This is a genomic window from Paenibacillus foliorum, from assembly GCF_013141765.1.
GTDB classification, from domain to species: domain Bacteria; phylum Bacillota; class Bacilli; order Paenibacillales; family NBRC-103111; genus Paenibacillus_S; species Paenibacillus_S foliorum.
On sequence record NZ_WHOD01000065.1, the window covers coordinates 64465 to 78938 of the forward strand.

A 14474-nucleotide genomic window follows, 5' to 3' on the forward strand; every position below is an offset into this window, starting at 1 on the left:
ACTTTGCGTTAGCAAAGTTTACTTCATAAGCATTACTAGTAAATGCCCTCATGTCCCATCTTTTTGACAACATAATTCGAAGCCATCACAAGCGCCAGGCCGACGAGGCTTTTGAAAAAACCTACTGCAACGCCCACACTGTACATCCCGCGTAAAATTCCGTTGTTATATACATAGGTGTCAAAAACATCCCCCACATCGCGCACCAGCGGATTCATCATCAGAAGAACCTGTTCGAAATTGACATCCGTCATATGCCCCAACCGAAGAATTAGCAGGATGACGATGGTTGGCCGTATGGCCGGCAGGGTAACATGCCAGATTTGTCTGAACCGATTCGCTCCGTCCACAACGGCTGCCTCATATCTTTCCGTATTCACACCGGCGATAGCGGCCAAAAAGATAATCGTCCCCCAGCCCGCATCCTTCCATATGCTCTGAGCCGTCAGCAATCCCCAGAATAAATTCACATCATTCAGGAACGAATACGGCTCCAAGCCCAAAAGTCGAATGAGCTTATTGAGCAGACCTACATCGACCGACAAAATAAAAAAGGTAAGACTCGCAATAACCACCCAAGATAAAAAATGCGGCATATAGACCAACGATTGATTAATCCGTTTAAAAGCTTCGTGCCGCACCTCGTTCAGCATGATCGCCAACAAAATAGGCAGCGGGAAAAAAAACACCAGCCCGAATATGTTGATCAGCAGCGTATTCCGCAGCATGATGTAGAAATGCTCATCGGCAAACATTTCGTTAAAAAACTTTAAACCCACCCATGGACTCTCAGCAAAGCCAACAATCGGATTGTAATCCTTAAAGGCGATGAGCAATCCCCACATCGGTACGAGCTTAAAGACGGCGAAATAAAGAAAGCCAGGAATAACTAGCAGATACATGTAGCGATATTTGACATAGTCCGACCAGAACGAACGTGTACGAGCACGCCCACGCTCTTTTACTGCATGGTTATTCAAAACGGCCTCTTCAGCTTTCATTCCCATGCTCCTTTCATTGAGAAAATAGCGAGGGTCAACCCATACGAGTCTACAAGCAGCTCATACGGGTTGACTAATGTCCCCTAGGTTCCTAGTTATTTGCCGAAATATTCCTTATAGCTTTGCGTTTGCTCCATAAAAGCTTTCTTGAGAGCGGCATTGTTTCTTAACCCGTCAATATATTTTTTGTAATCATCCATACTGATTTTTCCCATAATGGCTTCGGTTCTTTTCTTCTCGAATTCATCCGAATATTTCGGCCATTCCGCCGTCCAAGTAGCCGAACGGATGATTCGGAAAGGATCGACCGTTAGTGTATCGTAAACTACCTTCACTTTCTCGCGGTTTGCCTTGTCGACTTCAACAGGTGCAAGTGGGCTGTCTACTTTATCCCATTCATTTCTTTTTATTGTAAACGGGTCATTCGTAAAGCTTTGAATTTCTTTCAGACCGACGTCGGTCATAATGTATTTGCCATTTTCAACTTTGTGATGCACGCCTTCGTATCCATAGAACAGCGCCTTAGAATTGTCATCACCAGCAGCTGCGTTGAATACCTCCAGTATTTTCTTCAGCTTATCCTCTGGCACGCTTTTCGGAATAAAGAGCCCACCCGTAAAACCTGGCTCCAAGTAGGCAGCAGCACCTCCAGGTCCTTTAATATAGGGAACAATCTCCACCTGCGCATTTGGCTTCAGCTTTTTATTTTCTTGCTCCATCCGGTATTGATGCCAGTAGTTTTTCGTATGGAACACCGTTTTGCCAGCAGCGAAGAAATTATCCGGCTCTGCCCCCTTCACTGCCGAGAATTCAGGAGACATCAGACCGTCCTTGAATAATTTGCGGTACCAGTCCACCATGTCGGTATAAGCATCCGTTAATATATTTCTGTAAAGTCCTCCTTCAGCATTGTACTGCGGAGTGAAGGAACCGAAGGCGGAGGCCATATTATCGAAGAAGAGAGTCCCGATCAGCTTGCCGCTCGTGTCCTTGGCCTTGATTTGCTTGAGCGCGTTGTACAGCTCATCGGTAGTCTTCGGCATAGCTAATCCAGCCTCGTCCAGTAAATCTTTGCGGATCAAGAAGCCCGTATTAATCTGCGACCTCGCTCTCGGGATAAAGAAATAGGTCCCTTTGTACTTAGAATATTTCCAGGCTGCTTCAGGCACATTTTTTTTCAGATTCGGATACTTGCTCAAATCACCCAGAAACGGGCCCAGATCCCAGAACACACCTTTGTCGACCGCATTCATCGTGTTAACATCATGAGGATTTTGTGCGGAAACAACGTCGGGCAGCTGTCCGGAGGCAATCGCTAAATTCAATTTCGTCTGAAACTCAGGATCGGGTATCCACTGAACATCCATTTCCAAATTATTTTCCTTTTGAAAGCGCGACCAAAACTGATTTTTCATATCCGGGACTTCAGCGAATGTAGATACCATCGTGCTATATTTAAAAGGTTTATTAGTCGCCGCCGGAGCATCTGTGCTGCCCTTCCCATCACTAGCCGGCTGCGACCCTGAACATGCGCTAAATACGGATGACATTAAAGCAACGGCAAGCAATGGAGCAGTTTTTCTAAAACCGTTTATTTGCATCCCATTCATCTCCTTATGGTTATCATCTTCCCTGGACTTCTAAGATAGTGGTTCAATACCAAGCTTACCGGACCACTCATTGAGTTTGGCGACCAATTCTTCTTTCAGTTCAATAGCGCCTGCGCCGATGATCTGGTTCCTGCTCCTGGCAGATCGCTGTCCCGGAAGCTGCAAGCCAGCTGCCCTGGCCTCCATCCTGTCTGCCATTTCAGTCGTCCTCTGCCTGAATTGCCGCTGACCCAACAGTCCGTCCGCCTTGATACATATTGCGGTATGAGAGGGCATGCCCACAAGTCCGCTGCCGGCCTGCGGCTCATCAATAATTTGACCCTCTGCAAGTATTCCAGTGATGACTTCGCCCAGTATTGTAAGCCCGAAGCCTTTATGAGCACCTACTGGAAGACGGGTTCCCTTGGAAATTGCAGCTGGATCCTCGCTTGGCCTTCCCTGAGAATCCAGTCCCCAATACGAAGGGACGCTTTCGCCGGCCGCTGCTTTTTCCGCCAGCACCCCATTGGAGGCATACGCGAGACAAGCGTCGAACATGAGGTGATACTCCTTATCGGTAGGAATCGCATAACCCATCGGGCTAGTGCCAATCACCTTCTCTTTTCTGCCGGGAGCCCCCATGGTTGGTGCTCCCCTCGTTACGATATAGCTGATATAGCCACGCTCCGCAGCAGCTTCCACATAGGGTGTTGAGGCTAATAAATGATGGGTGTTGCGTATCGCGCACAGACCGATCCCATGCTCATCAGCCAATTGCTCTGCTCTTCTCATGATGAACATGCCGCAAAGCTCTCCTAATCCGTTATCCCCCTCATAATTTTCCAAAGCACCATACTTGTTAATCCGTGTAATGGATGGATTGGCCTTCACCTTGCCAGCAGCAAGACCGGCTAATCGCCCTGGGAGCTCATTCACATCATGATGATTGACGCCACGGTAAGTGGCCCTCATGAACACATCAGCTACTACAGCTGCATTCTCTTCATTTAATCCCGAAGCTTGAAGCAATTGATTCGTTATTCGTTCCAGCTCCGTCAAAGTAATACTTAAACTGGCCAAGCGGAAGCCCTCCTTAGTAAATCAGCATTTCCGATTCTTCCATCCCCGCCTTCACCGCATGCAGCCTGGAAAGTGTAGCTTCATCGTAATGTCCCAAAGATAAGCCATCGATCCCAAGGTTACTAATTAGCTTGACGCTGCGCTTGATGATATCTTCATTACTCTCTCCTTTGACATTTGGCCTTACATCGATCGCTGCAATGACATCTTTATCGTAGCCTATTCCGCTGCGTATTTTCAGAATTTTCTGTCTTTTAGCAGCAAGTTGTTCCGTTGTTCCCCACATTTCCGAGTAATCGGATTCGCGAATGGAATCGATATAATCCCGAATGGCTGCAAAATCAAGCCCGGACAGCTCCGGGTATTTCAAGTACGTATTATAACGGAACTCGACTCGCGGATTAGCCGACTTGACGGCCTGATGGATGTCCTTGAACAAGGAGGTTATGCTTTTTTGCCGGAATTCCAGCCATTGATACAATGACGGAACCTGCAGCAGCAAGGCTGTCGCCGATAAATTGCTTTGCTCCAGTAATTTCTTACCCAAGGCATCACTCAATTCCACCCCATTACGAATTTGGCTCAGCTGCTGCAGATCCGAGACGATCCGGTCCCAGTCATAGCCCATAGCCATTGCTTTAGCCCTGCAAGCTCCGCAAAAGCAACCGGCATCTACCGTACTCAGCAGCACATGAAGCTCCTTTTCATCAGCAACGGCATGATTGTTCCAGCCCATCTTCCCACCCTCAGCAAACAGGATAAGGCAGCTCTGAATAAAATCAACATCATGCTGCTTAACCGAGCTGTGAAACAGTCCTCGAATATATTCCCGTACGTGCTCATGGTTGGGACATAGTAGAGATAACAGGGAACCGTCTATTTTACGCTGCAGCAGATAAGGAAAATCTCGCTTCGCAATCGATGCATCGAAAATCGTATGGGAAATCTCAACACCAACCTTCTTCTTTCTGCTTCTGGCGCTTTCGATCAGCACATCGAGCCAATCCGTATCCTTAAGAAAATCTACGGTGCTATAAATGGGCTTTAACGGCGTATTCGCAAAATCGGCTTGATCCAGTCTATAGTACACACAGCTATCTTCAGGCGTATAAAATTTACGTTTTGGATTATGCGGATAATACAGCTCTCTGAGCGGACGTTTCTCCTTATGCATAATGCCAACCAGATACACACTGTTGACGTTAGCATGCTCAGCTAATGTATCGATACAATGGTCAGCACCCTCGTCATGAAGATCCCACGGATACAGGCTTGCCGCTACTTCTTTAATGAACATCCTCATGTGCCCCTTCCTAACATTTCTTTCAGCTACAGTCTATACAAGGCTCTTGCATTATCCGAAAATATGGATTGGTGCAGCGCTTCCGGCAACTTGGGAAAAGCAAACTGCGGCGAATCGAAATCCCAATGTGGGTAATCACTGGAAAACATTAAAATATGCTCCGCATCCATCATCTCAAGCGTTTGGAGTAAAAACTTATCTGGCTCCGGTCTCTCCAAGGGCTGGGAGGTAAGCCGCACATGCTCGCGAAGATATTCACTCGGTCTCTTCTTCATCCAAGGCACTTCAAAGCGCAGAGCTTTATACTCGGCGTCTAGCCGCCACATCAATGCAGGAAGCCAGGCAACTCCACCCTCGACCAGCACGATTTTTAAGCCGGGAAATCGCTCGAACACGCCTTCAGTCAGCAAGCTGACCAGATGCGCTTGAAAGCCAAGCGACAAGCAGGTATGCCACTCAATATAGTGGGTAGGATATCCTGGTGTTGGCTGAATATTGATGCCCATCCCATCCGTACCGGGGTGTATCGCCAATGGAAGCCCATGCCGTTCACATGCTTCGTAGATAGGGTAGTACTGCCTCTGCCCAAAAGGCGCCCTCGCACCCGAGTCAGTCATTACTTGAACAAAGTGCGGATGGTCGGCCCAACGTTCAATTTCTGCAGCAGCAGCCGCAGGGTCCTGATGCGCAATGGTTATGGATCCCTTGAACACACCATCACCGTTATACTTGCTTAACCATGTTGCAGCAAGCCATTCATTGTAGGCAGCAGCAATAGCCGTTCCAAAATCAGGGTCTGGATGCAGGTTACAAAAGGCACGCGGCAATAAGATACAATGGTCGATCCCAAACTTGTTAATATGCTGTTCTCTCAGAAAATCAGGATCGGAGCCGCCGGGACCTCCACCGGGAGGACGGGAGTCCAGCCTCTCACCATGAACCGGGTTTCCAAAAAAGCCTCTGCCTCCGCTGTTGTACCTATCCTTCCAAGGCTGGCTCAGGAAGGCTTTAATCTCATCCTTGTCTTTGGGATAGGGATGTACATCACAATCGATAATGCCTCGTTTGGTCTGTGACAATGGTATGCGGCCTCCTTCAAACTTACCATTTATCTATTAATAGATACGATCACTTGCTCTTCTTCCACATTAACCGGATACGTTTCCAGCTTCGGAGGCTCCTCCTCGACTTGACCTACTTCAACCTCGTACGTCTTCACCCAGCAGCGGTTGGGATCAAAGAGGGAATGGCCGTTAGTCAGGTCGAACTCCCAACCATGCCATGGGCATCTCAAGATTTCTCCCTCCCGGCCGTACAGAAATTCGCCAGGCTTGGACGGAAGCGTGGTGCCCGACACTTTTCCCACACATAAGGGAGCCTGCTGGTGCGGACAGCTGTTCTTCACAGCGTAATACGTGCCATGCACGTTAAAAACACCGATTGAAAGACCTTCTAGCGATACGATTTTTTTCTGGCCTGGTAAAATTTCATTTGTATTCCCAACAATATGCTTAGCCATGAACGTTTCTCCTTCCTGAATTCAAGCCGGATGATTCACTTCAAGCCGTAGAACTCCTCCGCATTTTCGAAAAAGATACGGTTATAAAGCTTCTCCGGAAGCTTCGGGAAGGCCAGCTTTGGATTATCAAAGTCCCAGTGAGGATAATCGCTGGAGAACATCAGCAGATGCTCGGCATCCATCATACGAAGCATATGCAGTAAATCCTCATCGTTATCCGGCCGTTCAAGCGGCTGTGAAGTTAAGCGAATATGGTCGCGCAAATATTCACTAGGACGCTTCTTCACCCATGGAATCTCAACCCGAAGTGCCTTGTATTCCATGTCAAGCCGCCACATTAAAGGAACTAGCCATGTGGAGCTGCCCTCTACCAGCACAATCCGTAAATCGGGATAACGCTCAAAGGTTCCTTCTGTGAGCAGGCTGACCAAATGCGCCTGAAAGCTGAGCGACATACAGGTATGCCATTCAATGTAGTGGCTCGGATTGCCAGGTGACGGAAGAATATTAATGCCTATTCCGTCCAATCCGGGATGTAGAGCCAGCGGCAAGTTATGGCGGCAGCATGCCTCGAAGATCGGGTGAAAATTCCGGTGACCCATCAGAAATCTGGCGCCAGAATCGGTCGTTACCTGAATGTTGTGCTTGTGACCAGCCCATCGGTCGATTTCTTTGGCAGCGTTAACCGGATCGCTATGATTGATGACAATCGATGATTTGAATACCCCATCGTTATTATCCGGTCCAATCCAAGTATCTGCGATCCACTCATTATAGGCGGAAGCAATCGCATTGCCGTAGTCCAGATCCGGGAATTGACAGCTGTTTTCCCGAGGTATCAGAATAGCCGTCTTAATATTGTTTTCTTCTATTAATTGTTTCCTTACAAAGCTTGGATCAGAGCCTGCTGGGCCGCCACCCGGCGGATGCGAATCCTGCCGCATGCCATGGAACGGATTGCCGTAAAACAATCCTCTCCCGCCTCCACGGAAGCGGTCCCTCCAATATTTAGGCAAATAAGTTTTGATTTGATCCATACTTTTAGGAATCGGGTGCACATCGCAATCGATAATCCCCGGCTTCGTTCTCTTCTTCTGTCTTGCTGCTGAATCAACGGTTTCTTCACTGATGGACATACACGACACCTCCTTAGAGCTTTTCTTCCTCCAATGCAAGTGATTGCCATGCAGGCTCCATTATTTCACCTGACTGGGTGAATACTCCTTGAGCCATTCTCTCAGCGGGACATCCTCTTCGGTAGGTGTATAATACCCGTTGCAATTCGTTCCCGCTCCCAGCAGCTGACGGCGAATCGGATCGGCCTTGGACCACAGGCTTTGAACCGTCATATCATCCTTCGTCCGGATCCAACGGTAGCCATAGCCGTAGAAGAGCACTTTCCGAGTAATATCCGACCAGTTCGGGCTTGCTGAATGCCACAGACGCCGGTCAAAAAATACAGCCGTTCCCGGCTTCACACAAACCGGAATCGCCCCCTCCAGCTGACCAGATCCGCTTTCCGGACGGTTCATCGAATTGTTCAGATGACTGTTCGGTACGATCCAGAAATTGCCTCGGCCCGCTTCTGTCAGATCTGACAGGAAGTAAGCTACCTTAATCGACATACGCGGGCGCGGCTCCGACTCCATCTCTACATTCATCCGTCCGCTGTCCTGATGCCATCCGAATGTTTTGTCCGTAGGCTGCTGTCCGGTCGGAGGGGTCACAATCATATGTGCATGATACAAGTAAATATTCCAGCCAAGAATTCCCCACACCTTCGGCAGTATTTTCTCATAATCAACCAGATCGAGAAACATCTCATGATCCGGAATAAAGTTTGGATGAAATAAGGCTTTCGTTGTATCATGACCGGCCTTTACATTTTCATCGAATATACGGTCAACTTCGTTTGTCAGCGCTGCCACATGCTCGGGGGATAAAGCATTCTCCACAATCAAATATCCGGTTTCTTCGAAAGCTTTCCGTTCTTCCTCGGTTAAAGCGTACTGTAAGCAAGTTTGCTCCATTGCTGATACCTCCGTTTGAATAGTTTTAGCGAGGTTAGCGAGCCCAGTAGGTCCGGGAACCAAAAGCTCATCCCTACACCGTAAGCATAATTTCTTTTCCCGTTGTGCACCATTAACGATCTCCGTACATTTGTATAATCCTACAAAAATTCGAAATATTTTTTTCAGCCCGATTTCTCATTTAAAAAGTCTGTAGGCGAGCAGCCGCTCAGCTTCCTAAACACTCGGTTAAAATAAGCCTGATCACAAAACCCCGTTTCCTCCGATATTTCACGAATGGACATCCCCTTCGATAGCATCATATCCTTGGCCATCGATATTCGGACATCATGAAGATATTCAATCGGGGTAAAGCCGGTTACCTCTTTAAAAATACAGGAAATATAATTAGGGGTTTTCCCTCCGAATTCCGATAGCTCCTGCAGCTTGATAGACTGGTTGTAATGCTTAAGAATATAATTCTTAATATCCTTTACAAGCTTCATTTTTTTAGAGCTAACTTCCTCATAATCCAAGTCATAATTAACCATACTGAGCATTTCCAGCAGGATAGCGTTACAAAATGTATCGAGATAGGCCCCTTTCATCAACCAATGATGATTTAATAAGGAAAACCTCTGTTTGAAATAAGGGAAGTTTTGAACTTTCAATTTGAAGGTTTTCTGCCTATTCAGTATCGGGAGCCCCAGTCTATTTAGCTCATCTTCCTGCACTCCAAAAAACGTGGCATATCTTTGATGGTATTCTATAGCGCTTCCGCTGCGCACGGAGCCGGCCGGAACAAACAAGACATCCCCTTTTTGCAGCGGTATAGTCTCATCATCCACCCAATAAATTAATCGCCCGCTTGTAATAAACAGCAGTAGATGGTAGGGATTCGATAAATGGCTCATCGTCCACTTACTGTCCAGATCCTTCACATAGCATGATTGAAGCTCCAACATATACATCCGTCCCTTCAAGGTTTATTCCTCTCTGTCCGTTAATTCATCATAAGCTGGAAGCTGTCCGCAAACTCTTTAAAAGCTCTTTTAAACTCAGGCTTCTCCCTGTATTTTTTCACGAAGTCCTCATACTCTTCCATTGGAATCAAGCCCATTACAGCTTGGGTTCTTATCGATATATAATCGTCCTGCACCTTAGGCCACTGCTTTAACCAGGTTTCCGATCTGATGACGCGGAATGGATCTATTTTTGCTTCCGCTTCGTATAATGTTTGGGCCACTGTCTTCATTTTATCGTTCCATTCCTTGGGTGCGGTGTAGTTCACGACCTTCTGCCATTCGTCATCGGCGTTGGGGAAAATTTGCATAACAGCATTGTTAATCTCTTTTTTAGCCAGCTCGGTTGGAATACGTTTACCATCTACCTTATTGTAATGAATGCCCTCAAACCCGCGCAGCAGCTGGTCCGTCACCTCAGGAGCGGCAGCTTGGTTGTACATGTGCAGAATTCGCAGCGCCTTATCCTTGGGAACGCTTCTGGCAATGACGAATCCCCCTGTGAATGCCATTCCGTATTCTCCCGAATGTCCTTTGGGCCCATTCAAGTAAGTGATAACACCAGCCTCGTAGCTGGGGTCGATCTTCTTCAATTCTTGCTCATACGTATAGCTGTGATACATGTTCCTGAAATAAGTGAGAGCTTTGTCCGAACGGAACATATTTTCTTTGTCGCTCCCCTTTAGAATTGCGAATTCCTTTGACATCAATCCCATGCTGTAAACATGACGGTACCATTTCACAAACTCCGTATAGCTGTCGGTAAAATATTTGTAGACTAGCCCGCCTTCGTTGTTATAAACCGTTTCAAACCCGCCAAATGCATTGAAAAAGGCTTCCTCAAAATGCAGCCCGATATAACGCTTGTCAGGATTAGCATCAACAATTTTCTTCAAGGAATTAACGTATTCATCTAACGTTCTGGGTTGGGGCAGTCCCAGCTTGTTAAATAAATCGGGACGCCAATGGAGCCCCCCATCTAACAGCGGGCGTGCACGGGGAATCACGTAATTTCTACCTTCGATTTTCGTATATTTCCAAGCGGTTTCTGAAATATTCTGCTTCAAATTTGGAAAGTCGCTCAGATTTCCTGCCAATTCATTTAAATCCCAGAACAGCCCTTGCTTAACGGCTTTATTAAACACACTGTCATCAATGGTATTCAATACCATAACCTCGGGCAAATCTCCAGAAGAAAGCACCAGTCTCAATCTTCTGTCATAGTCGTCAAGCGGAATAAATTCTGCTTGCAGCTTTACTTGAAACATTTCCTGAATGCGGGTCCAAAAGCGGTTGTTCAAGTCCGGCGTTTCCAACGGAGTGTTCGACAGTGCCTTCAATGTGAACCGCTCATTCTGGCCTGGTATCCTTTCCGCAGCAAGCAAGTCCTCATCGTTCCTGCTTCCAGCTTTTTCGACGGACCTCTGCCTATCAGCAGTGGTACATCCGGAAACCATAGCTGCAAACAGAAAAATGGTCAGTGGTAATACAAGCCTTCGGCGCATACACGGCCCTCCCTTTTATTACCGGAGAAAATCATTTCACCATAGATCTGTGGATTGCGTAACTACACTATTAATTGTAACCGCTTTCCGAAATTGTGCTACGGATTCGTTTCGGAACATAGGGTACTACTTTCGGAACTTACCTCCATACGGTTTGATAAAAGGGGAATATGTAAAATAACTTGTGTACCCTCATTATCAATACTGTTAATTTCAATACCGTACTGTTCTCCGAAAGCAAGCCGAATGCGCTGATGGATATTAAGCAGCCCCAGCCCTCTTGAAGCAATGCCTCCCTCGGTCGGGACAGCTGCACGCAAGGATTGTCTCAGATTCTCCAATTCTTCCACCTTCATTCCCTTACCGCTGTCTGATATATCGAACCTGACCGTCTGATCCGCTGTCACCAAGCCAGTAATGGTCAATATTCCTTTCCCGTTTTTCCGTTCAAGACCATGATAAATAGCATTCTCTACGATCGGCTGCAAAATCATTTTGGGCATTCTCATATCCAGAATATCCTCATCTATGCTAATAGTGACGCTAAATTTATCCATATAACGAATCGACATGATACGTACATAGTCCTGAATACAGTCCAGCTCATTTCTAATGCGCACAAAGTTGTCCTCTTTGATACTGTATCTGAAAATTTTGGCCATCGATGTGGAAATCTCCACAATCTCCATCACCCCGTGGGCCAGCCCGATACTGCGGATGCATTCCAATGTATTATAAAGAAAATGAGGATTAATCTGACTTTGCAAAAATGATAATTCGGCCTGTTTTTTGGCAATTTCCATTTGGTATAGGGAGGTTTTGGCTTGAATGAACTTTTCATTCGTTTCATCCAGCTTGTCCAGCATCTTGTTAATTTCTACGGAGAGTATCCCTATTTCATTTTTTATGGGCAGCTGCAATCTCTGCTTTCCTCCATGGTTTCCAATAAAATTAACAAAACGGACAATTCGGCCAAAAGGAATGGTTACACTGCGGATAAATATGAGTCCCATTATTAAAATAAGCAGAGTCATTACCGTACCCATAATAAAACCTATATTTCGGACCAAACGCAGCTCATCCGTCATCTCGTTTACAGGAATCAAGCTTACAATTTTCCAATTCAACAGCTCTATATCTTTTGCTTGAACATGATTCAGCTTTCCCCGAAACAGTATTTGACGATCCTTATTATTGCTTTCAATTCCTTTTAGAATCTCGCTGTCAAACAAGCTTCCTTTCATAAAACGCTCATCAGCAGAAACGACGTTGTCCTCGCTATCAAGAATTAGCAGCAATGAGCTTGGAGTCGCTTTGATATCTGTCAATATCCGGTCCAGAATTTCCGTCTTGTAAACAACAATAACCATACCCAATTCAGTAAAGTCATTCGTTTCATTCAAGGAGGAAAACACGGGATGAACATAGATATAGGCCAATTTTTCCATCTTCTCGGGATTGTAAATTTTACCGAAAAATTGTGATTCCGGATAGCGCATATCGGGATGGTACTTCTTTTCAAGCTCCCCAAGAATGAGATAATCAAACGGACTGGAGGCGCCGACAATATTCCGTTCTTTATCCACTAAAATAATCGACTCAATATTTTTATTGGATGATTTGATCCCCGATATTATCTCCAGCACATTTTTATTCAGCTTAAGCCTGTAGATCGGATCATCCGAGCCCATATAGTCGTGAATTACGGTGTTGTACGAGGAGGCCAAGGCGGCATCCTTGATATCCTGAGTGAAGGAGATAATATTCTCCTCTACTTGCCTGATAATTCTTGAGGTATGCACATTCTCCTTATCTTCAGCCAAGCTGTAAAATTTACTATAGTAATAGATTTGCAATGAAAATATCATCAAGGTAGAAATACCGACGAGCAGCAGCAGCTGATTCTTAAGGTTCAATCGGGATATGATTCTCATCCTTATCCTCTGCCTTCTCCGTAGTTTGGAGCCGTCTGGCTCTTCTTGTAATTAGTAGGTGTGATTCCGTACCACTTTTTAAATACCTTGTTAAAATAATGGTAATCCTTATAACCCGTTTCCCGGCAAATTTCTGAAATCGTTAAATCGCTTTCCCTCAGGAGGCGTCCCGCCTTTTTCATACGCAGTCGAGTTACATAATCTGTAAAGGTAACCTTGGCCGTTTTCTGGAACAAATCGCAGCAATATGTATAGTTGATGTAAAATTTATTGGAGAGCTCTCTCAGATGAAGATCTTCCTCATAATGAAGGTTCACAAACTCCAGCAGCTCTTTGAAATTTTCATTAACCGTCGGATCAGGCTCCGGCAAGGTAGATTCAATGTCCGATTGAATAAAATGATTCAAGCATTCACACAGCTCCTGCAGGTTTTCGAACTTGTTGACAAGGGCTCCGTAATCCATGAATGATAGCTCCTCATGAAAACGAACCTCTCCTCCGTTATATTTATTATTAAATGTAGAGATAATCTGGTTCCACAAATATACCGCATCCTTCATACCCGCCCCTTCTTTTCTAAAAAGCTCGGGAATATCGTTTAGCAGGATGCTAACCTGATCAGGAGAAGAATGATGTACGGCGGCACAAATAACTTGAACCGCCTTGCGGATCGCTGTGTGAATTTCTTTGCTCTGCTTATACACCCCACCCGTTAAGTAGATGAAGGAGGAATGCATTGCAACATGAGCTTCCTCAATAAGCTTCGAGATTTCTTCTCGAGAAGAGGAGGTCTCACTGACTCCCAAGTAGAAACGATCTTTGATATCGGGTGAAGCCGCTTCATACTGGGCAGCGAGCAGAGGATATTGGTTTTCACTGCTACTGAGGATAATGATCATTTTATTAGGATCCGCACGAACAAGGATGTGCTCTACATTCTCAACCCATGCAGCAGCCTGCTCCAGTTGTTCGGGTATAGTGGCTGATAGATAAACCGTTTGGAATGTAGCCGACATGATCCCCCTGCTTATTAACAGCTCCTGAATGATGGCATCTTCCCCATGGTTCAAAGTATCCAAGAAATCCATATCCCTCTGATGTCTGGCCCGCTCCAGATGGCGCAATAGCCGCTCAAGCAATGCTTCTGCTTCCTCGAATTGAAGCGGTTTCAATAAGTAATCGAAACAGCCGAGCCGGATCGATTCCTGGGCATAATGAAAATCAGATGCACCGCTTATAATGATAAACTCGGACCTTATCCCCTGCTCTCTGCACTGCTTCATTAATTCGATGCCCGATAATTCCGGCATTCTGATGTCTGTCAATATAACGTCCGGCTTCTGGCGGACTATGATTTCGAAAGCTTCCAAGGAATCCGTAGTTTCCGCGATGACTTGGAACCCAAGCTTATCCCATTTAAATGTGCTGCGAATTCCCTTCAAAATCCAAGGCTCGTCATCCACGATCAATACACTATACATGTCGCATCCCCATTTCATGTACGAATGAAAT

The 14474-nt window shown here is 46.0% G+C and carries 12 protein-coding genes; all 12 read right to left on the bottom strand.

Features of this window, described 5'->3' with window-relative positions:
- Nucleotides 1-35 precede the first annotated feature (35 nt).
- Nucleotides 36-1001, bottom strand: coding sequence for an ABC transporter permease (locus tag GC093_RS16760; RefSeq protein WP_171653042.1), 966 nt, complete (start codon nucleotides 999-1001; stop codon nucleotides 36-38).
- A gap of 95 nt (nucleotides 1002-1096) precedes the next feature.
- Nucleotides 1097-2602, bottom strand: coding sequence for an extracellular solute-binding protein (locus GC093_RS16765; protein WP_171653043.1), 1506 nt, complete (start codon nucleotides 2600-2602; stop codon nucleotides 1097-1099).
- A gap of 39 nt (nucleotides 2603-2641) precedes the next feature.
- A complete protein-coding gene (locus GC093_RS16770) occupies nucleotides 2642-3670 on the bottom strand; it encodes an Ldh family oxidoreductase (RefSeq protein ID WP_171653044.1) in 1029 nt (342 codons plus the stop codon).
- Nucleotides 3671-3683: 13 nt separating this feature from the next.
- Entirely contained in the window at nucleotides 3684-4967 is a 1284-nt protein-coding gene (locus GC093_RS16775; RefSeq protein ID WP_171653045.1) for a hypothetical protein, read from the bottom strand.
- A gap of 32 nt (nucleotides 4968-4999) precedes the next feature.
- Nucleotides 5000-6052: an amidohydrolase family protein gene (locus tag GC093_RS16780; protein ID WP_171653046.1), complete on the bottom strand. Its 1053-nt coding sequence runs from the start codon at nucleotides 6050-6052 to the stop codon at nucleotides 5000-5002.
- Nucleotides 6053-6081: 29 nt separating this feature from the next.
- Nucleotides 6082-6492 (bottom strand): Rieske (2Fe-2S) protein, encoded by a 411-nt coding sequence (locus GC093_RS16785; protein WP_171653047.1) that lies wholly within the window; start codon nucleotides 6490-6492, stop codon nucleotides 6082-6084.
- A gap of 35 nt (nucleotides 6493-6527) precedes the next feature.
- Nucleotides 6528-7628 carry an amidohydrolase family protein gene (locus GC093_RS16790; protein ID WP_171653048.1) on the bottom strand — a complete coding sequence of 367 codons (1101 nt, stop codon included), beginning with the start codon at nucleotides 7626-7628 and terminating at the stop codon, nucleotides 6528-6530.
- A gap of 60 nt (nucleotides 7629-7688) precedes the next feature.
- A complete protein-coding gene (locus GC093_RS16795) occupies nucleotides 7689-8522 on the bottom strand; it encodes a phytanoyl-CoA dioxygenase family protein (RefSeq protein WP_171653049.1) in 834 nt (277 codons plus the stop codon).
- 164 nt (nucleotides 8523-8686) lie between these two features.
- Nucleotides 8687-9484: a helix-turn-helix domain-containing protein gene (locus GC093_RS16800; RefSeq protein ID WP_171653050.1), complete on the bottom strand. Its 798-nt coding sequence runs from the start codon at nucleotides 9482-9484 to the stop codon at nucleotides 8687-8689.
- Between the two features lie 20 nt (nucleotides 9485-9504).
- The gene (locus GC093_RS16805; protein ID WP_171653051.1) at nucleotides 9505-11028 is read right to left on the bottom strand and encodes an extracellular solute-binding protein; all 1524 of its coding nucleotides are present in this window, start codon (nucleotides 11026-11028) and stop codon (nucleotides 9505-9507) included.
- A gap of 98 nt (nucleotides 11029-11126) precedes the next feature.
- Entirely contained in the window at nucleotides 11127-12944 is a 1818-nt protein-coding gene (locus GC093_RS16810) for a sensor histidine kinase (RefSeq protein WP_216624669.1), read from the bottom strand.
- A gap of 20 nt (nucleotides 12945-12964) precedes the next feature.
- Entirely contained in the window at nucleotides 12965-14443 is a 1479-nt protein-coding gene (locus GC093_RS16815; protein ID WP_171653053.1) for a response regulator transcription factor, read from the bottom strand.
- Between the last annotated feature and the right edge of the window lie 31 nt (nucleotides 14444-14474).